Below are 22155 nucleotides of genomic sequence, written 5' to 3' on the forward strand. Positions count from 1 at the left end.
ATCAAAACGGGGCGCTTGCGCCCCGTTTGCTTTAGTGTGGTGCAGAGAAATTAGCGCTTAACAATGCGAATCGTCTGCCCTAAACGTGATGGCTTTTCTTCACTCGCTTTCTGCGGAGTGGTCACACAGGCTGTTTCCACGCAGACAAACGTTTTATAACCCTCATCCGTCATGTCGGCCATGCTGACGGACAGCGCAGGACCCGGGTTCCAGCCTACCACGTCGCTGTGATGATGGTGGACCACTTCAATGCCGCGGTTCAGGGCACCGTCGTGGATCACGCTGCACGCTTCCGGGTGCAGATAGACGCGGTCGGTACGGTCAGGGAACGTTTGTACGCCGTCGCTCAGCTTCCCTTCTTTGGCGTTATCGACTTTGTCGATAAAGGTATCGCCAAGGCCGCTCACCTTCACTGCGCTAATATCACCCACGTTGAAGTAGGTGTGCAGGGCTGCGGTGGTTTCAAACTCGCCGTGGGCTTCCAGTTCGATTTCACAGGTTTTACCCAGCTTAAAGCGGGCGTACAGGGTGAAATCCTGTGGCCAGAGGGCACGGGTTTCATCATTAGCCTGCAGCTCAAAGGTCAGCACGGCGCCGTTGTCATCTTCGTTGTGCGCTTTCAGCGTCCACTGCTGGTTACGGGCAAACCCGTGAGAAGGCAAACCCTGCTGTGCGGAAGGGCCGAACCACGGCCAGCAGATCGGTACGCCGCCGCGGATCGCTGCCCCTTTTTTGAAAGAGGTCGCATCGCTCAGCCATAAGCCTTCAGCTTCGCCTTCCGGTTTCCAGGAGAGCAGGTGGGCGCCGTTCAGCGCCACGGAGGCCTTAACGCGCGGGTGGTCAACGACGATAACGTCAGCACCGTCAATCTGGCGGCGGGAGAGCACAGGGGTAAGTTGTTCGACTACCGGAAGTGCAAAAATTTTATTAATCATTAAGCAATCCTCTGTCTTATAAATAAAAAAAGGCGACCGAGGTCGCCTTTTTGGATCAAGCACTCATCTCAACTTATTTGGAGATGTGAGCGATCAGGTCCAGTACTTTGTTAGAGTAGCCAGTTTCGTTGTCGTACCAGGAAACCAGTTTAACGAAGTTGTCGTTCAGTGCGATACCTGCTTTAGCATCGAACACGGAAGTGCACACTTCGCCGTTGAAATCGGTAGAAACAACATCGTCTTCGGTGTAGCCCAGAACGCCTTTCATTGCGCCTTCGGAAGCAGCTTTGATTGCTTTCTTAATTTCTTCATAAGAAGCAGCTTTTTCCAGACGAACGGTCAGGTCAACAACGGATACGTTAGGAGTTGGAACGCGGAACGCCATACCAGTCAGTTTGCCATTCAGTTCTGGCAGTACTTTACCTACAGCTTTAGCAGCACCGGTAGAGGATGGGATGATGTTCTGAGCCGCGCCACGGCCGCCGCGCCAGTCTTTGTGAGACGGGCCATCAACGGTTTTCTGAGTAGCGGTGGTTGCGTGAACGGTAGTCATCAGACCTTCGATGATGCCGAAGTTGTCGTTGATAACTTTTGCCAGCGGTGCCAGGCAGTTGGTGGTGCAGGATGCGTTAGACACGATATCCTGGCCAGCGTAAGTTTCGAAGTTTGCACCACGAACGAACATTGGGGTGTTGTCTTTGGAAGGACCAGTCAGAACAACTTTCTTCGCACCAGCGGTGATGTGTTTACGCGCAGTTTCGTCGGTCAGGAAGATACCGGTTGCTTCAGCAACAACGTCAACACCGATTTCGTTCCATTTCAGGTTAGCTGGGTCTTTTTCAGCAGTAACGCGGATGGTTTTGCCATTAACAACCAGGTGGCCGTCTTTCACTTCAACGGTGCCGTCGAAACGACCGTGAGTTGAGTCGTACTTCAGCATGTACGCCATGTATTCAGCGTCCAGGAGATCGTTGATACCAACGATTTCGATGTCAGAACGTTTCTGAGCAGCACGGAAAACAATACGGCCGATACGGCCAAAACCGTTGATACCTACTTTGATAGTCATATATTCCACCAGCTATTTGTTAGTGAATAAAAGGTTGCCTGTAAAATTACAAAAACCTTACGCAGCGTCAAGCGGAATCGTGTCAATCATTGCGACAAATCAATCCTGTGACTAACGTTTGTGCGACTGACTCGCCTCACTTTCCCTTTGAGCTTGCACCCATATGGGGGCTGCGCCGGGATTTTAAAGTCCTCGCAGGATAAAAATGTGAATATGATCACAATTGCCTGACCGCCTTTTCGCGACACATAAGTTTAGATCAAAAGTGCACGCAAGGGTGTTAATGTTTTGTTAGAATGCGGGGTAAAAGATGTCTGTTTCTACAGCGAGATGTAAGCATATGTCGAACCAACGTAACCCTGACGATTTGAAAAAAAACCTCACAGAAATGCAGTTTTACGTGACGCAGAATCACGGAACGGAACCGCCGTTCACCGGGCGCCTGCTGCACAACAAGCGGGACGGTGTCTACAACTGCCTGGTCTGCGATGCGCCCCTGTTCAATTCACAAACGAAATTTGATTCTGGCTGCGGCTGGCCGAGCTTTTACGAGCCGGTGAGCGATGAGGCCATCCGCTATCTGACCGACTCGTCGCACGGCATGGTGCGCACCGAAATTCGCTGCGGCAACTGCGATGCGCACCTTGGGCACGTCTTCCCGGATGGCCCTCAGCCAACGGGCGAGCGTTTCTGCGTGAATTCAGCCTCAATGAGCTTCACCGATGATGAGAATGGCGACCAGATCAAGGGTTGAAAAAACGATTCAGCAAATTATTCCTTTGAAAGGGCGGGATTGTGAATATTGAAGACATGATTAGCGGTATGACGCCGGAAATTTATCAGCGTCTGGTGACCGCCGTAGAGCTGGGAAAATGGCCCGATGGCGTCGCGCTGACCCCGGAGCAAAAAGAAAACAGCCTGCAGTTGGTGATGCTGTGGCAGGCGCGCAATAACACCGATGCGCAGCACATGACTATCGACACCCAGGGTCAGATGGTGATGAAGAGCAAGCGTGAGCTGAAAGAGGACTTCGGTATCACGCCGAAGCCGATTGCGACGATTAAAATGCAATAACGGTGCGGGTTGATGCGCTCACCCAACCCTCTCCCATGGGGAGAGGGCTTGATTGTCATACTATTTATGCGGGATCCCGAGCGACTCCGCCAGCTGCTTCGCTAACTGATTGTTGTCATCAGCCCCGTACTCCCAGAACATCGCTCCGGCGAGACCCTTCTTTTTGATGTAGTCCGCTTTGATCGCAACGGATCGCGGGTTCTCATACGAAATCGCGAACAGCGCGTTGCCATCGGCACCCTTCACCGAGAGCCACGGTACTTTCGCCTGATCGTCCCAATGCTCGGTAAAGCGCTTCTGCGGATCGTTCAACAGCTTTTTCACGATATCGTTGTACTTCACGTAGGTATCTTTGGTCAGGTCATAGCCGAGTGACTTGAACAATCCGATTTCCTGCGGCCCGAAGTAGGGCTGGGTTACCGGATTTTTTTGCGCATCCGGTTTTGTCCAGTCGATCCCCGGCTCCACGGCGCGTTTCGGTACGCGGCCATAGAAACCAATCCCGAGGTTCATCTGCTGCGGCTTCAGCCCGGCGGCCAGATAGTTGTTCACCACAAAATCGACGCTGTATTTGTCCGCGGCGGCCACCGTCGGCCAGGCGCTGGAGTCATACAGGTTGGCGTTAAAATACTGCGTACCGTATGCCATGTCGTAGGTCATCAGGTTGATATAGTCGAGCAGGGGCGCAATGGCTTTCACATCCACCCAGCTTTTCGGACTTTCCGCATTCGCACCTACCGCAATGGTGACCAGCTTTTTATGCCCGAACGCGTCGCGCATCTCCTTAAGCAGGGCGGTAAAGTTATCCCTGTCGGCGGGCTGGCTTGCCACCAGCCCCCATGCGCCGTTGACCGGATACTCCCAGTCGAGGTCGATCCCGTCCAGGCCGTATTTGTCGACAATCTCCTGCGCGGAGCGGATAAACACCGCGCGCGTCTCTTTGGTTGCCGCTGCGCCAGAGAAGCCACGCGCGCCCCAGCCGCCTACGGAAAGCAGCACTTTGAGGTTCGGGTTTTGCTTACGCAGAGTGGGGATTAAGGCCAGATCGGACGCCACTTTTGGCGATAGCCAGATTTGATGCAGCTTCGCCGGATCTTTCAGCGCGGCGTTGGTTTCGTCTTTTTCGTCGTTATAGACCAGACCAAATGAGTAGTTCAGGTGGGTGATCTGGCGAACGTCCAGTTTATTGATATCGCCACCCGGTCCGGCGGTGACATCGCCACCCCCGTTAAAGTAGCCCACGGACATCAGGGAACTGGCGGAGGCAACTGACGCGCAAAGCAAGGGTAATGCTGCCAGCAAGGGCAAACGTTTCATACAAGTTCCTCTTTGACTTAATAAAATTAACCACGCCACGGAAAAGGCGTGGCGAAAAAACAGCCTAAAGAGAATAGCATTGCCGCTTCGCTGAGGTTGCGAGGGAGTTCACTTTATGGGGATCGGAGGGGGAGTTTTGCCGGGTGGCGCTGACGCTTACCCGGCCTACAAAACCAAAGAAGTAGGCCGGGTAAGGCGCAGCCGCCACCTGGCTTAAAAGGCTTACGCCTGCGTTTCCAGCCAGTCTTCGAGCGTATACAGCGTCGCACCTTCCGCTGCCATATCCATAAACGCCTGAGCGCTGTCCTGCGGTTGAATGTTTACCCCGCGACAGCCGTCGGTGATAACGCTGACGGTATAGCCTAACTGAAGCGCATCCAGCACGGTGAACTTCACGCAGTAGTCCGTTGCCAGCCCCAGCACAATCAGCTCGGTGATTTCGTGGTGACGCAACCACGCATCGAGAGCGGTTTTCTGACGATGCCCGTTATCAAAAAACGCGCTATAGCTGTCGATAGCCGGATTTTCGCCTTTGTGGAACACCGCGTCGATGGCCTTTTGATTCAGGAGCGGATGCAGCGCCGCGCCTTCCGTCTGCTGTACGCAGTGATCCGGCCAGAAGGTTTGCGCCAGCCCGTCGAGTTCCCCCTGGGTGAACGGCTCGACGTTGTGCTGGCTGGCAAAGCTGCCGTGATTCGCCGGGTGCCAGTCCTGGCTTGCGACAACCGCTTCACCGCGGGCTTTGCACCAGTCAATCAGCGTGTTGGCCACGTCAACGGTGCTGTCACCTTCGGCGACGGCCAGCGCACCGCCCGCGCAGAAATCATTTTGCAAATCGACCAGGAGCAGGGCGCGTTGCTTCATGAGACCTCCTTATTCGTCAGGCGTCAGTTCGCCGCGCAGGTTTTGCATCATCGCGCTGCGAATGGACTGAATGTCCAGATCCTGACTCAGTAAATAGTGAAGTTTAGTCAGCGTTGCCTCAACGGTCATATCGAAACCGCTGATCACCCCCGCATGCGCCAGCGCGTTACCGGTGGCATAGCCGCCCATATTCACTTTACCGGACATACACTGGGTCAGGTTCACCACCACGATTCCGCGCTCGCTGGCTTCCTGAAGCTCTTTCAGGAATTCGCCGTTCTGCGGCGCATTGCCCACGCCGTAGGAGCGCAGGATCAGCGCCTTCACCGGCTGGCGCAGGAAATTACGCACCACGTCTGCAGAGATACCCGGATAGATGGTGACCACGCCAATCGGTTGCGGAGTAATCGGATGCACAATCAGCTCGCCCGCGGTGTTAGGCGCAGGAGGGGTTCCCAGACGACGGATATGAATCCCGGCCTCCAGCAGCGGCTGCAGGTTAGGTGAGGCAAAGGCGTCAAAGCCGTCGGCGTGGGCTTTGGTGGTGCGGTTGCCGCGATACAGACGGTTATTAAAGAACAGCGACACTTCGTTAATCGGGTAATTCGCCGCTACGTACAGGGAGTTCAGCAGGTTGATCTGCCCGTCTGAGCGCAGCTCCGCCAGCGGAATTTGCGACCCGGTGACGATAACCGGCTTGCTCAGGTTCTCCAGCATGAAGGAGAGCGCCGAGGCGGTAAACGCCATGGTGTCGGTGCCGTGCAGGATCACGAAGCCGTCGTACTGGTCGTAATGGGCTTTAATGTCATCCGCGATGTGCTGCCAGTCTTCCGGCGTCATGTCGGAGGAGTCCATCAGCGGCTCGTATTCGTGGATGGTAAAGTCAGGCATTTCCGGACGGTGGAATTCGGGCATCAGCGCAAGCTGACGCTGAAGGTGGCCGGAGACGGGGATATAGCCGTTTTCGGAGCGCTGCATACCGATGGTACCGCCAGTGTAGGCTACATAAATCGATTTCTTCTGCATGGTAGTGAGTTCTTGTTCTTCAAAAGAAAAAAATCCCCTCTTCGCGGGAAGAGGGGACGGTTTTTAACGGACGTTCGCGCAGGTCAGGCAAAACGCGTAACGACTCTGTGGATCGTTAAAGGCTGCAAGCTTATCGCTTTCCGCCTTCATCGCTTTCGCTGCCGTGGCGACCGGCGCAGGCAGGTAAGCCTGCATCGCCTCCGGCAGCATCGCGCGTACCGAGCCGGACATGCTGTCCATGACCATATCGAAGAACGAAGGCTCGTCCTGGTAATACTCGATATGCCACTGCTTCAGCTTCGCCAGTTCGGCGGCTTTCTTCACCGCGTCATCGAAGTCACCCAGGCTGTCCACCAGTCCGTTGCTCTTCGCATCCTGACCGGTCCAGACGTGGCCCTGTGCAATCTGGTCGATCTGCTCAGGCGTCTTTTTACGCGAATCGGCGACCAGGGTGATAAAGCGTTTGTAGCCGTTTTCAATGCTGAGCTGCATCATCTCAGAGACTTCCGGCGGCAGGGATTTTGTCACCGAAACATCCGCCAGCGGAGAAGTCGCTACGCCGTCGGTATGCACGCCCAGATAATCCAGGCTGTTCTCAACGGTGTTGATCACCCCGAAGATACCGATCGAGCCGGTCAGCGTGCTTGGGTTAGCCACGATGTAGTTGGCTGGCGTTGAGATCCAATAACCTCCGGAGGCGGCCATTCCGCCCATTGAGACGACGACCGGCTTGCCGGCGGCGCGGGCCGCGGCCAGTTCAGCGCGGATCACCTCGGAGGCGCTGACGCTACCGCCAGGGCTGTTGACCCGCAGAACAATCGCCTTCACTTTTGGATCCAGGCGCGCATCGCGGATTTGTGACGCGGTCGTATCGCCGCCCACGTTCCCCGGCGTCTCCTGACCGTCCATGATCGCACCGTTAGCAAAGACCACCGCGACGCTGTCACCGCTCTCATCCGGTTTCTTCGTCGAGTAATCATACATGCTGATGGCGCTGTAATTTTTGTCCTCTTTGCTCCAGCCAAACTGTTTGCTCAGGGATTTTTCAATCTCGGCGCTGGTGCCCAGGGCATCAACCAGTTTGTTATCGAGCGCATATTTCGCGGTATCGCCGTCAACCTTACGCAGGCCTTCCAGCACGCCCTGCGCGCCAGGGAACACCTGCTCCGGTGTAATCTGGCGGTTCGCGGCAACGGTGCCCAGATAGTTCTGCCACAGCTCGCCAATCCAGCGGCTGTCCGCTTCGCGGGCGGCAGGGGACATATCGTCGCGGATAAACGGCTCCACGGCAGATTTGTACGTACCGACGCGGAAGACGTGGGTGGTGACCTTCAGCTTATCGAGCAGCGATTTGTAGTACAGGCCGTTGGTGGCAAAGCCGTGCAGATCGACCGTACCCTGTGGGGAGAGCCAGATTTTATTGGCGAAGCTCGCCAGATAATATTGTCCCTGGCTGTAGCTGTCGCCCACGGCAATTACCGGCTTGCCGCTGTCGCGGAATTCGCGCAGCGCTTTACCGATGTACTGCATTGAAGGCTGATCGCCTCCGGCAAAATCTTTCAGATCCAGCACGATGCCGGTGATGTTGCGGTCATCTTTGGCCTGACGGATGGCATCGACGATATCAAACAGGGAATTTTCCTGCAGCCGATCTGAGGTTGCGCCAAACAGCTGGCGACCAATCACGCTCAGGCGACTGCTGGTGGACGGCTTATCAACGATAACGCCGGTGATATCAAGTAACAGGGCCCCGCGAGTCGAATGCTGCGCCTGATTCGCGTTGCTGATGTGCATCCAGATACCCGCGCAAACCAGAACCAGCAGGATGAAGAAGATGTTCATCACCAGGTTGCGGACGAAGTTGAGCAGTCGCCACGTCCATTTAAAGAAACCGGCAATAATTCGCCAAAGGGTTCGCATGTATTCTCCCTAACCAGAAAATGACTGTTTCCGTCGCCACTGGACGGTAATGTTGGGTTATCGTAATGACCCAACCGCCACTTGTCAGCAGGAATCGCCTGCCAGGCTGTAACAAAATCTGCCGTCGTGTTAATTTTGTGAGTAAATTTCAAGAAAGGAGTTAACCAATGGACGCACTCGAACTGCTTGTTAACCGCCGTAGCGCTTCCCGTCTGGCCGAACCTGCCCCGGCAGGCGAGCAGCTGGAGAACATTCTGCGTGCCGGCATGCGTGCCCCCGATCACGGTACGCTGCAACCGTGGCACTTCTTTGTGATTGAAGGCGAAGGCCGCGATCGTTTCAGCCAGCTGCTGGAGCAGGGGGCGGTGGCCGCAGGGCAGGATGAGAAAGGGATCGACAAGGCGCGCAATGCTCCGTTCCGCGCACCGATGATTATTGCCGTCGTGGCGAAATGTCAGGCCGACCATAAGGTCCCGGTCTGGGAGCAGGAAATGTCCGCGGGCTGTGCGGTGATGGCGATGCAAATGGCCGCCGTCGCGCAGGGCTTCAACGGTATCTGGCGCACCGGTCCGCTGACCGAAAGCCCGGCGGTGCGTGACGGTTTTGGCTGCGGTGAGCATGACAAAATTGTCGGCTTCCTCTATCTCGGTACCCCGCAGCTTAAAGCCTCCAGCACCATCAGCGTGCCGGACACCACGCCTTTCGTCAGCCGTTTCTGATAACCCACGCTAAACTGTCTGGATTCTGAGCATCTGCCGCAGAATTCAGACAGTCATACTTACCTCTTTATGGAATGAGCGCTACCATAGCGCGATTGAGATGACAGGAGACGTCCATGAGCGAGCAAACCATTCGTTTAACGCAGTACAGCCACGGAGCTGGTTGCGGTTGTAAAATTTCCCCGAAAGTGCTGGAGACCATCCTGCACAGTGAACAGGCGAAGTTTGTCGACCCGAACCTGCTTGTCGGCAATGAAACGCGCGACGATGCTGCAGTTTATGACTTAGGTAACGGCACCAGCATTATCAGTACCACCGACTTCTTTATGCCGATTGTCGACAATCCGTTCGATTTCGGGCGCATTGCGGCCACCAACGCCATCAGCGATATCTTTGCCATGGGCGGTAAGCCGATTATGGCGATCGCCATTCTGGGCTGGCCGATCAACACCATCCCGCCGGAAGTGGCCCGTGAAGTGATTGATGGCGGCCGTTTCGCCTGCCAGCAGGCGGGAATTGCGCTGGCCGGTGGTCACTCTATCGATGCGCCGGAGCCTATCTTCGGCCTGGCCGTCACGGGCGTGGTGCCGACCGAACGCGTGAAGCGCAACAGCACCGCGCAGGCGGGCTGCAAGCTGTTCCTCACCAAGCCGCTGGGCATTGGCGTGCTGACCACCGCCGAGAAAAAATCCCTGCTGAAACCGGAGCACAAAGGGCTGGCAACGGAAGTCATGTGCCAGATGAACCTCGCCGGTGCGGCGTTCGCCAATATCGACGGCGTGAAGGCGATGACCGACGTCACCGGTTTTGGTCTGCTGGGGCACCTCTCCGAAGTGTGCCAGGGCGCAGGCGTGCAGGCGCAGGTCTGGTATCAGGACGTGCCGAAGCTGCCGGGCGTGGAAGAGTACATTGCTCAGGGCGCGGTCCCGGGCGGTACCCAGCGCAACTTCGCCAGCTATGGTCACCTGATGGGCGAAATGCCAGAAGAATGGCGCAATCTGCTGTGCGATCCGCAAACCTCCGGCGGCCTGCTGCTGGCGGTGACGCCGGAATCCGAAGCCGAGGTCCAGGCCGCGGCCGCCGAGTTTGGCATTACCCTGACGGCGATCGGCGAGCTGGTGACCGCGCGCGGTGGCCGACCGATGATTGAGATCCGTTAATTCGATGCGGTTGTTTATTGCCGAAAAGCCGAGCCTGGCCCGTGCCATTGCCGATGTGCTGCCCAAGCCGCATCGCAAAGGGGACGGCTTTATCGAATGCGGTAACGGGCAGGTGGTCACCTGGTGTATCGGTCACCTGCTTGAGCAGGCGCAGCCGGATGTCTATGACAGCCGCTACGCCCGCTGGAATTTAAACGATCTGCCCATCGTGCCTGAAAAATGGCGCCTGCAGCCCCGGCCTTCAGTCACCAAACAGCTCAACGTGATCAAGCGCTTCCTGCATGAAGCCGAAGAAATCGTGCACGCGGGTGACCCGGACAGGGAAGGACAGCTGCTGGTGGATGAGGTGCTGGACTATCTTGAGCTGGCGCCGGAAAAGCGCCAGCAGGTGCAGCGCTGTTTGATTAACGACCTCAACCCGCAGGCGGTGGAGCGAGCCATTTCGCGCCTGCGCGCCAACAGCGAGTTTATTCCGCTGTGCGTCTCGGCTTTAGCCCGCGCCCGTGCCGACTGGCTGTACGGGATAAACATGACCCGCGCCTACACTATCCTCGGGCGCAACGCGGGCTATCAGGGCGTGCTCTCCGTGGGGCGCGTGCAGACGCCGGTGCTGGGGCTGGTCGTGCGTCGCGACGAAGAGATTGAGAACTTCGTCGCTAAAGATTTCTTTGAGGTGAAAGCGCATATCGTCACGCCTAAAGACGAACGCTTTACCGCCGTCTGGCAGCCGAGCGATGCCTGCGAATCGTATCAGGATGAAGAGGGGCGTTTGCTGCACCGCCCGCTGGCGGAGCATGTGGTTAACCGCATTACCGGACAGCCCGCTATCGTCACCAGCTATAACGATAAACGGGAATCAGAACCCGCGCCGCTGCCGTTCTCGCTGTCGGCCCTGCAGATTGAGGCCGCGAAGCGCTTTGGCCTCAGCGCGCAGAACGTGCTGGACATCTGCCAGAAGCTCTATGAAACCCATAAGCTTATCACCTATCCGCGCTCGGACAGCCGATATCTGCCGGAAGAGCATTTTGCCGGACGTCATTCGGTGATGAACGCCATTAGCGTGCACGCGCCGGATCTCCTGCCGCAGCCGGCGGTGAATCCGGACACCCATAACCGCTGCTGGGACGACAAAAAGGTGGACGCCCACCACGCGATTATCCCGACGGCGCGCGCCAGCAGCGTCAACCTGACCGACAACGAAGCGAAGGTCTATAACCTGATCGCCCGCCAGTACCTGATGCAGTTCTGCCCGGACGCGGTGTTCCGCAAATGCGTAATCGAACTGGAAATCGCGAAAGGGAAATTCATTGCTAAAGCCCGTTTCCTTGCAGAAGCAGGCTGGCGCACGCTGCTGGGGAGCAAAGAGCGTGACGAGGAGAATGACGGCACGCCGCTGCCGGTGGTCGCTAAAGATGACGAACTGCTGTGCGAGAAGGGCGAAGTGGTGGAGCGTCAGACCCAGCCGCCGCGCCATTTCACCGATGCGACGCTGCTGTCGGCGATGACCGGGATCGCCCGGTTCGTGCAGGATAAAGATCTGAAGAAGATCCTGCGCGCCACCGACGGTCTGGGTACGGAAGCGACGCGAGCGGGGATCATCGAGCTGCTCTTTAAGCGCGGTTTTCTTGAGAAAAAGGGGCGCTATATCCATTCGACCGAGCCGGGCCGCGCGCTGATTCATTCCCTGCCGGAGCTGGCCGCGCGGCCGGACATGACCGCGCACTGGGAATCGGTGCTAACGCAGATCAGCGAGAAGCAGTGTCGCTATCAGGACTTTATGCAGCCGCTGGTCGGGACGCTTTACCAGCTGATCGACCAGGCGCGCAGCACGCCGGTGAAGCGCTTCAGAGGGATGGTTGCACCAGGTGGTGGCGCGAAGAAACCATTCAAAAAGAAAAAGAGCGCGGCCTGATACGCCCGGTTTTCTCCCTCTCCCTGTGGGAGAGGGCCGGGGTGAGGGCACCCGGCCGCACGATATAAACCTTAAATCACACCCTGCCCAATCATCGCATCCGCCACCTTCACGAACCCGGCGATATTCGCCCCGCGCACGTAGTTGGTTTGCGACGCCTCGCCGCCGTACTCCACGCAGGCGTGGTGAATATCCAGCATGATATGGTGCAGACGCGCATCCACTTTTTCCGCCTTCCAGCCGAGACGCGCGGCGTTTTGCGCCATCTCGAGGCCGGACGTTGCCACGCCGCCCGCGTTAGCGGCCTTGCCCGGTGCAAACAGTACGCCCGCTTCCAGGAACAGATCCGTCGCGTCGATGGTGGTCGGCATATTCGCCCCTTCGGCTACCGCCTTCACGCCATTGCTAATCAGCGTACGCGCTGCGTCCACGTCGAGCTCATTCTGGGTGGCGCACGGCAGGGCGATATCCACCGGCACGCCCCACGGCTGTTTCCCTTCCAGGTAGGTCAGGCCAAACTCCCGGGCGTAATCCGCCACGCGGCCATCGCGGCTGGCTTTGATTTCACACAGGCGCGCCAGCTTCTCTGCCGTGAAGCCCGCTTCATCCACCACCGTTCCGCTGGAGTCAGAGGCTGTGACCACGCGAGCGCCAAACTGCATCGCTTTCTCAATCGCGTACTGCGCCACGTTACCGGAGCCGGACACCGCGACGCGCATACCTTCGAAGCCCAGGCCGTGACGCTTGAGCATGGCTTCGGTGAAGTAAACCAGGCCGTACCCGGTCGCTTCCGGGCGGATCAGGCTCCCGCCAAACGACAGCCCTTTGCCGGTAAAGACGCAGGCGCTGTTGTTAGAGAGCTTTTTCATCATCCCGGCCATAAAGCCCACTTCACGTCCGCCCACGCCGATATCACCGGCAGGAACGTCGGTGTCGGGACCAAGATGGCGATAGAGTTCGGTCATCAGCGCCTGGCAGAAACGCATCACTTCGCCTTCGCTTTTGCCTTTCGGGTCGAAATCGCTGCCGCCTTTCCCGCCGCCCATCGGCAGCGTGGTCAGCGCATTTTTAAAGGTCTGCTCGAAGCCGAGGAATTTCAGAATCGACAGGTTCACGGACGGATGGAAACGCATGCCGCCCTTAAACGGACCGATGGCCGAGTTAAACTGTACGCGCCACGCGCGGTTGACCTGCACCTGATTGCGATCGTCAACCCACGTCACGCGGAACTGGATCACGCGCTCTGGCTCGACAAGGCGTTCAAGCAGCGACATCTGGCGATAGCGCGGGTTTTGTTCAAGGAAGGGCCACAGGGTGGTCATCACTTCACGCACGGCCTGCGCAAACTCGCTTTGATGCGGGTCGCGCTGCTGAACATGGGCAAGGAAACTTTCCAGAGAGCGTGTCTGATCCATAGATATAAGAACCTCTTATAATAATGTTTGTATATGACTTATGCGTTTTGTGTTGTTTTTTTGACTATACCACCCGTACTGCTTTGTCTGGCAAGCAGAAATTTAGGGCGAAAGGGAAATTAATGAGAGGGCGGGCGTCATAACCAAAAGCGATGACGAGATATATTAAAGGTTCCGCGCCGGTTTACCGTTATAGTCATTATCAAGGGAACAACAGGAAGATGTGTCTATGAACCGTTATGTACTCACCGCGTTATGTGCGATCTTTGCCGCAGGCGCGCAGGCTGACCGCATTCGCCCGGATGTGGAAGTGAATGTGCCGCCGGAAGTGTTTAGCTCCAGCGGCCAGAATCAAACGGTGCAGCCCTGTAATCAGTGCTGCATCTATCAGAATCAGAACTACTCGGAAGGGGCCGTGGTGAAGGCGGAAGGTGTGCTATTGCAGTGCCAGCGCGACGAGCGCGCCATCAGCACGAACCCGCTGGTCTGGCGTCGCGTAAAACAATAAACGCTTCCAGCAGCGGAATATCCGCGGGGGCCAGGGCGTAGCCAAACGCCTCTTCCGGCGTACACCACGCCAGCGCGCTGTGGTAGTGCGCCGTGAGCTCGCCGCTAAACGCGGGAACGTGCCATGCGTGCAGGTTGATTATCCGCTGCGAGACTTCGCGCTGGTGGCTGGCCACGTATTGCGCAGGCAACGCGTCAATTCCTAACTCTTCACGCAGCTCGCGGATAAGCGCCTCGGGCTGGGTTTCACCCGCCTCGACTTTGCCGCCTGCAAATTCCCACATGCCCGGCTGGTCGGCGTGGGCAGGGCGCTGTGCCAGTAAAATTTTGTCGTCTTTTTCGATGATGGCGGCAACGACATCGAGTGTTTTCAGCATGGTCGTCAATATTTGATGGCAAAAAAAGACATATTATCGTGCCCTTTCTCAGAGTCCAGCTATCAGGAGAATCAGGTGAAAGAGACTACCGCCTGGGTTGCACCTATCGAATCCCTTCCCGCCAGCCTTAAACCCATTGCCGTCATGCAGAAAAAGCACTTTGGCTCCGTGCTGAATCCCACGCGCTGGTGGGGGCGCATGCCGCGTCTGTTCTGGCTGGTGGCGCTGTTCGTCGGTTTTCTGGAGCGTCGTCGCGCGCGCCTGACGCCCGTGCTTCGTTCGCTGCTCATGACGCGGGTATCCCAGCTCTGCCACTGCGCTTTCTGTATTGATGCCAACAGCCTGCGGCTGGCCGAGCGCTGCGGGGCGCTGGATAAGGTGCAGGCCGTGAGCGACTGGCAGGATTCCACTTTGTTCACCGAGCAGGAACGCGCGGCGCTGGCCTACGCCGAGGCGGTGACCGCCACGCCGCCCCGGGCGGATGAGGCCATCAGAACGGCGCTGAAGCGCCACTTTACGGATGATGTCATCACCGAGATGACGGCGCTTATTGCCTTTCAGAATCTCTCTGCCCGCTTTAACGCCGCGCTGGATATTCCGGCGCAGGGGCTGTGCACCACCTTTAACGAGACGCCTCATGCTTGATCGCCACCTCCATCCACGAATAAAACCCGTCCTGAATCGTCTGGTCTCCGTGCTGGACCGACCGGGAACAACGCCCGACGGATTAACCCTGACCGGGTTTGCCATCGGCGTGCTGGCGCTGCCGTTTCTGGCTCGCGGCTGGTATCCGGCGGCGCTGGTCGCCATCGTGCTGAACCGACTGCTGGACGGTCTGGACGGGGCGCTGGCGCGCCGCAGAGGGCTGACCGATGCGGGGGGATTTCTCGATATCGCGCTCGACTTTCTGTTCTACGCCCTGGTGCCGTTTGGCTTTGCGCTCGCTGCTCCCGCAGAGAATGCGCTGGCGGCCGCCTGGCTGCTGTTTGCGTTTATCGGGACCGGCAGCAGTTTTCTGGCGTTTGCGGCGCTGGCCGCGAAGCACGACATCGACAACCCCGGCTATGCGCATAAGTCGTTTTATTACATCGGCGGGTTAACGGAAGGGACGGAGACCATCGCGCTGTTTGTGCTGTGCTGCCTCTTCCCTGCGCACTTTACGCTTTTCGCGTGGATATTCGGCGCGCTGTGCTGGCTGACCACCACAACGCGCGTCTGGAGCGGCTACGTGACGCTGAAGTCACTTAACCCTTAGAGAGCGCTTTCTGGCCCGCGCTCACCGGTAGTTACCGGGTTCTGCGGGTGGCTGCTCCATTCATACCAGCCGCCGTCATAGACGGCGATATTCTTCCAGCCCATCGCCCGGGCGTACATAAAGGTTTCGGACGCCCGCCAGCCGGTGCCGCAGTAAAACGCGACGTGCTGTTCCGGCAGAATATTCCAGCGCTTCCACTGGGCGGCGATGTCGTCCGCGCTGCGCATGGTGCCGTCCGGGTTATGGAAATCCTCCATGTGGGTAGCATCGCTGCCCGCGTGGCCCCAGCGGGCACCGGCAATTTCACCTTTTGGCTTGATGTAGCTGTAGCCGCTGGTTTCGCCGATGAACTCCGGCCACGAGCGAATGCTGACCAGGGAGGCATCCTGACGGTGCAGCATGCCGCGCGCCTGTTCCATATCCACCATCAGCTGCGGCTGGCCGGGGATCGGCGCGCCAAAATCGGGGGCTGGCGTCACTTTGCCGGGCGTGCCGCGCTCAACCGGCAGGCCTGCATCTGACCACGCCTTCCAGCCGCCGTCGAGAATACGCACATCCTTCACCCCCGCATACAGCATAATCTGCGCCACGCGCGCGGCGGCGTAGACGTCGCGGCCATACAAGATGACGGTGGTGTCGTGACGGATCCCGTGCTTCGCCAGCATCGCTTTCAGCTTGTCGTCGGAGACTTTATTCCACAGCGGCTCGCTTTCCACCTCGTTGGTGTCGATATAGCCCGCGCCGGGAATGTGGTTCAGCAGGTAAAACTTCGGTGCGCCCCAGGCGGCTTCGATCACTTTCCAGTCGCCCGTCGGCGCGGCGGTCACGGGTTTACCCTGCTGGAGCCGGTGGATCCACTGCGGGTAAACCAGCTGTTCAAAATGGGGCAGGCGCTGAAGGCGGTCGGGCGTCTGCAGGGCGTCGCTGAGCAGCGAAACGTGGCGGTATCCGGCTTTCTCCAGGCGGGCTTTCACCGCCCGGTTATCGTTCTCGTCGCCGTACAGGGCGATGGCCGTTGCAGGCGTAAGCTGATGCCGTTTTGCCCAGCTCGCAATCTGCTCGTCGCTCATGGCGCTAAGCCACGCGGCAGCAAGGTTGAGTGCGGCGGGTTCATGCCCGGAGGTGCCGCTGAGCGTCTGCGGCCAGCCGTTATAAAAGGCGCTGGCGCGGGTGTCGACAGGCGTGCCGTGCTGCGCCTGAAGCTGAGACAGCGTGATGGCGTTGGGCATATCAGCCGCCAGCGAGGAAAAGGAAGCGAGGCCGCAGAGCAGGGCCATCGCGGTCAGTTGAGAAACACGTTTCATCGAATAACCTGACGTCAGTAAAAGAGGGGGGCATTGTCGTCTCTCCCGAATCGGAAAACATTGCGTTAGCACATTATTGCCAGTGAGAAATCTCAATCAGCTCGCCGCCGGGCGGAATATCGTCCTCATCGTGCGTGACCAGCACCACCGGAATATTGCGCGCGCGGACGGCGTCAAACACCCATGCCCGAAACGAGGCCCGCAACGCTTTATCGAGGCGGCTGAACGGTTCATCCAGCAGCAGCGCCTGCGGCTCCGCGAGCAGAGCCCGCAGCAGGCTGACCCGGGCGCGCTCCCCGCCGGAAAGGGTGGCCGGGTCGCTGGCGTAATGACCGCTCAGCCCGGCGGAATCCAGCGCCTGCTCGACCGCTTCCCGCCGCGCGCCTCCGGTGATGCGCTCGGGCAGCGCCAGCAGCAAATTTTGCCCGACGCTGAACTGATCGAACAGCAGCGCGTCCTGAAAAAGAATACCCAGCCCTCGGGACTCCACGGGCAGACCGTCGCAGCGACGCGCGTCGAGCCACAGTTCGCCCCGCGCCTGGAAATCCTCTGACAGCGCGCCGACCATCCAGGCAAAAAGTGTCGATTTGCCGCTCCCGGACGGCCCCATCAGGGTGACGATCTCCCCGCGGGGCACGCAAAAACTGACCTCGCGGAAAAGCGGTTCGATGGTGAGATTTTTTACCTTCAGCATTAACGTAATCCTTGTCGGTAGCGGCCTACGAGCCGGGATAGCAGGGCGGCAGCACCAAACACCGTGCCCGTGACCAGCAGTAATCCCAGCGCCCGGTTAGCGAGAATCGGGATGCTGCCCCCGCTGCTGAGCGCGACGGTTTCGGTCGTCAGCGTGGCGAAACGCCCGGCGCCGAGCCAGAGCGTCGGCATGTATTGCGCCATGCTGACGGAAAAGCCGGTGGCAAAGGCCAGCAGCGCAGGGCGCACCAGCAGGGGGCATTTCAGCAGCAAGAATATTTTTCCCCGTCGCCAGCCGAGCGTTCTGGCGGTGAGGATGAGCCGGGGATCGATCCGCCGCCAGGCGGGTTGCAGCACCAGCAGCGTCCACGGCAATACCCACAGGAGGTGGCTCCAGAGCACGGCCGCGTATTGCCCGTCGACGCCAAGGTGCAGCGCAATCGCATACTGGCCGGTGACGAGCGGGAGGGCCGGAAGGGCGAGCGGTGACCACACCCACACCGCGCCGCGCTGCGGGCCCCATTCCAGCCAGAGTAAGCCGACGACCAGAGCGATCGCGCCCGACAGCAGGCCGAAGGAAAGGCTGGTCCCCACGGGACCCACGTCATCCCTCTGCGCCAGCATCAGCAGCACCGCGGCGCACAGGATGCCGCACGCGGGCAGAAAGCCGCTGAGCGTACGTTCAGGCAGAACGCGCTCAGACCTGCGGCGTGTCCCGCTTAGGTCCGGAACCCTGCGGCGCCATGCCTTCCATAAACCGTACCCAAGTGCGGCCAGCGCGGCCAGCAGCAGAAGGAGAAGCAGGCACAGCAGCGTTCCTTTTGCCTGCTGCTGCGCGTCGCCCTGGCTCAGCCACTGCCAGGCCAGCACGGCCAGGGTAGGCGGGTTGCCGGGCCCGAGAACGATCGCCACGTCCACGACCGACAGCGACCACGCCAGCACCGCCAGCATCACCGCCCCGAGAACGGGCGCGATAGCCGGGAGGATCAGCCAGCTGAGCGTCTGAAAACGCCCATAGCTAAAGGTTTGCAGGACGATCTTCTGCTGCGCGAGCCGTTTTTCCGGCAGCACGGCGTATATCGCCCACAGGACAAACGCGCTCTCTTTGACCGCGAGCGTCAGCCCCAGCCCGGCGCCGTAGCGGTCAAGCGGCGGCGAACAGACGGTGCAGATCTGATAAAAAAGACCGCCCTCGGCAAACAGCAGTAACGCGCCGGTGGCGAACGCCACATGGGGGCTCGCCAGCAGCCACGGCAGGCGGGTCGTGAGACGTCGCCAGCGCTTACCGGGCCACAGAAGGCTGACGAGGAAAAGGGCAATCAGCAACGCCCCCAGCGTGGCGATGAGCGTTGAGACCAGCGTGGCAATGGTTGCCTGCGGCAGCTGCGGATCGTTCAGCAGTTGCTGCCAGTTTGCCATCGAAAACGCCGGTGCGAACAGCATGACGCCTGCGGGCAGGATCGGCAGATAAATCACCGCCATCGCCAGCCAGACAAGCCCGCTCAGCGGGTGCCGTAACGACGCAGCCATTCCTGCTCCAGCGCGTTCACCCAGGAGGACTGCGGCTCTGCAAGCACATTCGGCAGCCCCTGCGGCGAGTGGGTGAGCAGCTGTTTGGCTTCACCTACGGGCAGCATTTTGGCATCCAGCACGCTCGGATCGCCCCAGACGGCCGGGTCGGCCTTGCGGATCTGCGCCTGCGGTGAAAGCAGGAAATTAGCGACCACTTTCGCCCCCGCGCTCGCGCTGGCGTTGGCCGGAATCGCCACAAAATGGACGTTGCCGAGCATCCCGCTCTGGAAACCAAAGCTGTAGCTGTCGGCGGGAAGTTCGCCGCTCGCCACTTTTTGCTGCGCATGTGCGGGGTTAAAGGTCAGCGACAGGTTCAGGCTGCCGCTTGCAAGCAGGGCATCCATCCGTGCAGGAGAAGGGGGAAAATCTTTCCCTTCGCGCCACAGCAGAGGGTGGAGTTTGTCCAGATAATCCCAGAGCGGGGCCGTCACCTGGGCAAAGGTGTTATCGGGAGCCTTTTGCAGCGCGTCCGGGTGAGCGGTCAGCGTCAGCAGCAGCTGCTCAAGAAATGCCGTGCCGGTAAAATCGGGCGGGCGAGGATAGCTGATCTTGCCCGGGTGCTGCTGCGCGTAAGCCAGCAGCGCCTTAGGATCCTCCGGTGGCGTCGGCATGCTGGCCTTGCGGGCGATAAAGGTCAGCTGCGCGCCGCCCCACGGCGATTCCGCCCCGTCTGTGGGAATCGCAAAATCTTCCGTGACGGGTTTACGGGTATCAACATAGCGCCAGTTGGGTAACGTCTGCGCCCATCCTGTTTGCAGCAGATTCGCTTCTTTTAACGTGCGGAAGTTCTCGCCGTTAACCCACAGCAGGTCGACGGAGCCGTTGGTCTTACGCCCCGCGGCGGCTTCGGTCTGAATACGTTTTACCGCGTCGGCAGCATCCGCCAGCGGGACAATTTTAAGGGTAATGGCATAGTGCGTTTGCATCTCACCGCTGACCCACTCAAGGTAGCGGTTGACCGCAGGGTCGCCGCCCCAGGCGTTAAACCAGACGGTCTGGCCTTTGGCCTGTTGCTGAATGGCCTGCCAGCCGTCGGCGGCATACAGAGGGGCTGCCAGCAGCAGCCCGGTCAGAAACGTGCAAAAACGCACACGGCGCATAATGCCTCACTTTTTAGCAGACGGGAGATAACGGGAAAACAGCCGGCGCGTCGCCAGCGGCAATAACCCCAGTAGTGTAAAGGCGATTAGCATGCCCGGCGACAAAATATCGCGCAGCGACGTCACTTTCCCCAGCTCGCGCCCGGCGTTCAGAAAGACAACCGTCGCGGGCAGCATGGCGACCTGGCTGACCCACCAGTAGCGAAATACGCCAATGCGGGTCAGCCCCATCAGCAAATTCACCAGGAAAAACGGGAACAGCGGCATCAGGCGCAGGGCAAAAAGATAGTTTGCGCCGTCGCGCGCCATGCCGGTATTCACAGTATCCATCTGCCGGGCAAACCGTCGTTGCAGCCAGTCGCGCAAAAGATAGCGGCTGGCGAGCATGGCCAGCGTAGCCCCGAGCGTGGAGGCAAAGGAGACCAGCACGGTACCTTCCCACAGGCTAAACAATGCCCCGCCCAGCAGGGTGAGGATCGCCGCGCCGGGTATCGACAGGGCGGAGACCGCCACATAGATCGCAAAGAAGATCAGCGCACTGCGCAACGGCGCCTGGTCGACATGGGCGAGTAACGCCTGCTGGTGAGTTTTAATCCCTTCCAGGGAGAGGGTTCCCGGGGGAAGCATGACAAATGTCAGAATAAATGCGCCCAGAAGGGCGCACAGGAAGAGTGTTTTTGGAATGTTCACGCGTCATTACAGCTTGAATTTAGCCCACACCGGCGCGTGGTCAGACGGTTTTTCCATGCTGCGGATGTCGTAGTCGATCCCGGTTTCGATGCAGCGCTCGGCCAGCGGTGTACTGGCGAGCAGAAGATCGATACGCAGGCCGCGGTTGTCGTCAAAGCCTTTAGAGCGATAGTCAAACCAGGAGAAGCGATCCTGCGTTTCCGGGTTGGCGTTGCGGAACGTATCCACCAGGCCCCAGCCCAGCAGGCGCTCCATCCACTCACGTTCTTCCGGCAGGAAGGAGCATTTGCCGGTGCGCAGCCAGCGTTTGCGGTTCTCTTCGCCAATACCGATATCCAGATCCGTCGGGCTGATATTCATGTCGCCCATGATCAGCACCGGATTCTCTTTTTTGAGCTCGGTGGTCAGGTAGTCCTGCAGGTCCTGATAAAACTTCGCTTTCGCCGGGAATTTGGTTTCATGGTCACGGCTCTCACCCTGCGGGAAATAGCCGTTGATGACCGTGATATTCCCGATCGCAGAAGGGACTTCCGCCATGATAATGCGACGCTGCGCTTCTTCACCGTCGCCCGGGAAGCCGCGACGCACGGAAACCGGCGGCGCTTTGGTGAGCAGCGCGACGCCATAGTGACCTTTCTGGCCGTGATAAAAGACGTTGTAGCCGAGTTTCGCCACCTCTTCGAGGGGGAACATGTCGTCGTGAACCTTTGTCTCCTGCAGGCCGATCACATCTGGCTGATGTTGCTCAACGATAGCTTCAAGCTGATGGGGGCGGGCACGCAGGCCGTTGATATTAAAAGAGACAAATTTCATAGTCGCTGCCAGTGCAAGGTGAATAGTGCAAGGATGGTAGCAGAATTTGCGTCAACTGTTACCGGCTTCGACCAATAACTGCAACAGATAATGCCGGTGGTGCAAAATTTGCACCATTCTGACGCGCCTCGCCCCCAAACAGGGCATAAATGGCCGATAAATTTCGCGAGCGATCACAATTCCAGAATTATATTTGGTCTGTGCATACTCTTTCTGATTTTCATGCGGCAAAGCGCCGCTTGTCGTAAAAATATTCACTTTTTATGCACTAACAGTGAATAACTCCATATTGTAACTCATTGATATTCTGTTACCTCAACCCGTTTATGCATTTTTATCGCTGGCTGGCACGAAGGCTGCAATCTACATTCACAGTGCAAACACTCAATTATTTAACATTCAAATAACCTTTTATTTACCGGATGAGGTCGCT

The 22155-nt window shown here is 58.5% G+C and carries 22 protein-coding genes; 8 read left to right on the forward strand and 14 right to left on the reverse strand.

Features of this window, described 5'->3' with window-relative positions:
- Positions 1 to 50: 50 nt before the first annotated feature.
- Together V1587_RS11425 and gapA are read right to left on the reverse strand one after the other, a co-directional pair.
- The gene (locus V1587_RS11425) at positions 51 to 935 is read right to left on the reverse strand and encodes a D-hexose-6-phosphate mutarotase (protein ID WP_371897716.1); all 885 of its coding nucleotides are present in this window, start codon (positions 933 to 935) and stop codon (positions 51 to 53) included.
- 73 nt (positions 936 to 1008) lie between these two features.
- Positions 1009 to 2004 carry a glyceraldehyde-3-phosphate dehydrogenase gene (gene gapA, locus V1587_RS11430; RefSeq protein ID WP_014831506.1) on the reverse strand — a complete coding sequence of 332 codons (996 nt, stop codon included), beginning with the start codon at positions 2002 to 2004 and terminating at the stop codon, positions 1009 to 1011.
- Between the two features lie 340 nt (positions 2005 to 2344).
- Between gapA and msrB the strand changes: the two genes are divergently transcribed.
- Both msrB and V1587_RS11440 read left to right on the forward strand, forming a co-directional pair.
- A complete protein-coding gene (msrB, locus tag V1587_RS11435) occupies positions 2345 to 2758 on the forward strand; it encodes a peptide-methionine (R)-S-oxide reductase MsrB (RefSeq protein WP_395314336.1) in 414 nt (137 codons plus the stop codon).
- 41 nt (positions 2759 to 2799) lie between these two features.
- Positions 2800 to 3078, forward strand: a complete 279-nt coding sequence (locus V1587_RS11440) for a YeaC family protein (RefSeq protein ID WP_371897715.1) — start codon at positions 2800 to 2802, stop codon at positions 3076 to 3078.
- Positions 3079 to 3138: 60 nt separating this feature from the next.
- Here V1587_RS11440 and V1587_RS11445 read toward each other — a convergent pair whose 3' ends face one another.
- The 4 genes from V1587_RS11445 to sppA all read right to left on the reverse strand — a co-directional run bounded on the left by V1587_RS11445 (position 3139) and on the right by sppA (position 8205).
- A complete protein-coding gene (locus V1587_RS11445) occupies positions 3139 to 4395 on the reverse strand; it encodes a glycoside hydrolase family 18 protein (protein ID WP_371897714.1) in 1257 nt (418 codons plus the stop codon).
- Between the two features lie 222 nt (positions 4396 to 4617).
- Positions 4618 to 5259 (reverse strand): bifunctional nicotinamidase/pyrazinamidase, encoded by a 642-nt coding sequence (gene pncA, locus V1587_RS11450; protein WP_325813338.1) that lies wholly within the window; start codon positions 5257 to 5259, stop codon positions 4618 to 4620.
- A gap of 9 nt (positions 5260 to 5268) precedes the next feature.
- A complete protein-coding gene (gene ansA / locus V1587_RS11455) occupies positions 5269 to 6285 on the reverse strand; it encodes an asparaginase (RefSeq protein ID WP_008500705.1) in 1017 nt (338 codons plus the stop codon).
- Between the two features lie 63 nt (positions 6286 to 6348).
- Complete coding sequence (gene sppA / locus V1587_RS11460) at positions 6349 to 8205, reverse strand: signal peptide peptidase SppA (protein ID WP_371897713.1); 1857 nt, start codon at positions 8203 to 8205, stop codon at positions 6349 to 6351.
- A gap of 167 nt (positions 8206 to 8372) precedes the next feature.
- Between sppA and V1587_RS11465 the strand changes: the two genes are divergently transcribed.
- The 3 genes from V1587_RS11465 to V1587_RS11475 all read left to right on the forward strand — a co-directional run bounded on the left by V1587_RS11465 (position 8373) and on the right by V1587_RS11475 (position 11996).
- Positions 8373 to 8924 (forward strand): NAD(P)H nitroreductase, encoded by a 552-nt coding sequence (locus tag V1587_RS11465; protein ID WP_045285253.1) that lies wholly within the window; start codon positions 8373 to 8375, stop codon positions 8922 to 8924.
- 116 nt (positions 8925 to 9040) lie between these two features.
- Complete coding sequence (gene selD, locus V1587_RS11470) at positions 9041 to 10084, forward strand: selenide, water dikinase SelD (protein ID WP_371897712.1); 1044 nt, start codon at positions 9041 to 9043, stop codon at positions 10082 to 10084.
- 4 nt (positions 10085 to 10088) lie between these two features.
- A complete protein-coding gene (locus tag V1587_RS11475) occupies positions 10089 to 11996 on the forward strand; it encodes a DNA topoisomerase III (protein WP_371897711.1) in 1908 nt (635 codons plus the stop codon).
- 71 nt (positions 11997 to 12067) lie between these two features.
- Here the strand turns inward: V1587_RS11475 and gdhA are convergent, their stop codons facing one another.
- Entirely contained in the window at positions 12068 to 13411 is a 1344-nt protein-coding gene (gene gdhA / locus V1587_RS11480) for an NADP-specific glutamate dehydrogenase (RefSeq protein ID WP_371897710.1), read from the reverse strand.
- Positions 13412 to 13640: 229 nt separating this feature from the next.
- Between gdhA and V1587_RS11485 the strand changes: the two genes are divergently transcribed.
- Positions 13641 to 13919 (forward strand): DUF1496 domain-containing protein, encoded by a 279-nt coding sequence (locus V1587_RS11485; RefSeq protein WP_371897709.1) that lies wholly within the window; start codon positions 13641 to 13643, stop codon positions 13917 to 13919.
- On the opposite strand, the gene V1587_RS11490 is transcribed toward V1587_RS11485, so the two are convergent.
- A complete protein-coding gene (locus V1587_RS11490) occupies positions 13879 to 14295 on the reverse strand; it encodes a pyrimidine (deoxy)nucleoside triphosphate diphosphatase (protein WP_371897708.1) in 417 nt (138 codons plus the stop codon). The two genes, V1587_RS11485 and V1587_RS11490, sit on opposite strands and share 41 nt — an antisense overlap.
- Positions 14296 to 14370: 75 nt before the next feature.
- Between V1587_RS11490 and V1587_RS11495 the strand changes: the two genes are divergently transcribed.
- The gene (locus V1587_RS11495) at positions 14371 to 14940 is read left to right on the forward strand and encodes a carboxymuconolactone decarboxylase family protein (RefSeq protein WP_371897707.1); all 570 of its coding nucleotides are present in this window, start codon (positions 14371 to 14373) and stop codon (positions 14938 to 14940) included.
- Positions 14933 to 15550, forward strand: a complete 618-nt coding sequence (locus tag V1587_RS11500; protein ID WP_371897706.1) for a CDP-alcohol phosphatidyltransferase family protein — start codon at positions 14933 to 14935, stop codon at positions 15548 to 15550. Before V1587_RS11495 ends, V1587_RS11500 begins: the two co-directional genes overlap by 8 nt.
- Here the strand turns inward: V1587_RS11500 and V1587_RS11505 are convergent.
- The 6 genes from V1587_RS11505 to xthA form a co-directional block, all read right to left on the reverse strand.
- On the reverse strand, positions 15547 to 16854 hold the full coding sequence (locus tag V1587_RS11505) for a sulfurtransferase (protein ID WP_371897705.1): 1308 nt from the start codon (positions 16852 to 16854) through the stop codon (positions 15547 to 15549). The two genes, V1587_RS11500 and V1587_RS11505, sit on opposite strands and share 4 nt — an antisense overlap.
- A 73-nt stretch (positions 16855 to 16927) precedes the next feature.
- Entirely contained in the window at positions 16928 to 17548 is a 621-nt protein-coding gene (locus V1587_RS11510) for an ATP-binding cassette domain-containing protein (protein ID WP_371897704.1), read from the reverse strand.
- Complete coding sequence (locus V1587_RS11515; protein WP_371897703.1) at positions 17548 to 19077, reverse strand: thiamine ABC transporter permease; 1530 nt, start codon at positions 19075 to 19077, stop codon at positions 17548 to 17550. Before V1587_RS11515 ends, V1587_RS11510 begins: the two co-directional genes overlap by 1 nt.
- Positions 19050 to 20210: an ABC transporter substrate-binding protein gene (locus V1587_RS11520; protein WP_371897772.1), complete on the reverse strand. Its 1161-nt coding sequence runs from the start codon at positions 20208 to 20210 to the stop codon at positions 19050 to 19052. The genes V1587_RS11515 and V1587_RS11520 overlap by 28 nt, the downstream gene beginning before the upstream one ends.
- 15 nt (positions 20211 to 20225) lie before the next feature.
- Positions 20226 to 20909 carry a TVP38/TMEM64 family protein gene (locus V1587_RS11525; protein WP_371897702.1) on the reverse strand — a complete coding sequence of 228 codons (684 nt, stop codon included), beginning with the start codon at positions 20907 to 20909 and terminating at the stop codon, positions 20226 to 20228.
- 6 nt (positions 20910 to 20915) lie between these two features.
- Entirely contained in the window at positions 20916 to 21722 is an 807-nt protein-coding gene (xthA, locus tag V1587_RS11530) for an exodeoxyribonuclease III (protein WP_032667291.1), read from the reverse strand.
- Positions 21723 to 22155 lie beyond the last annotated feature (433 nt).

Source organism: Enterobacter sp. ECC-249, assembly GCF_043965265.1.
Lineage (GTDB): Bacteria > Pseudomonadota > Gammaproteobacteria > Enterobacterales > Enterobacteriaceae > Enterobacter > Enterobacter quasiroggenkampii.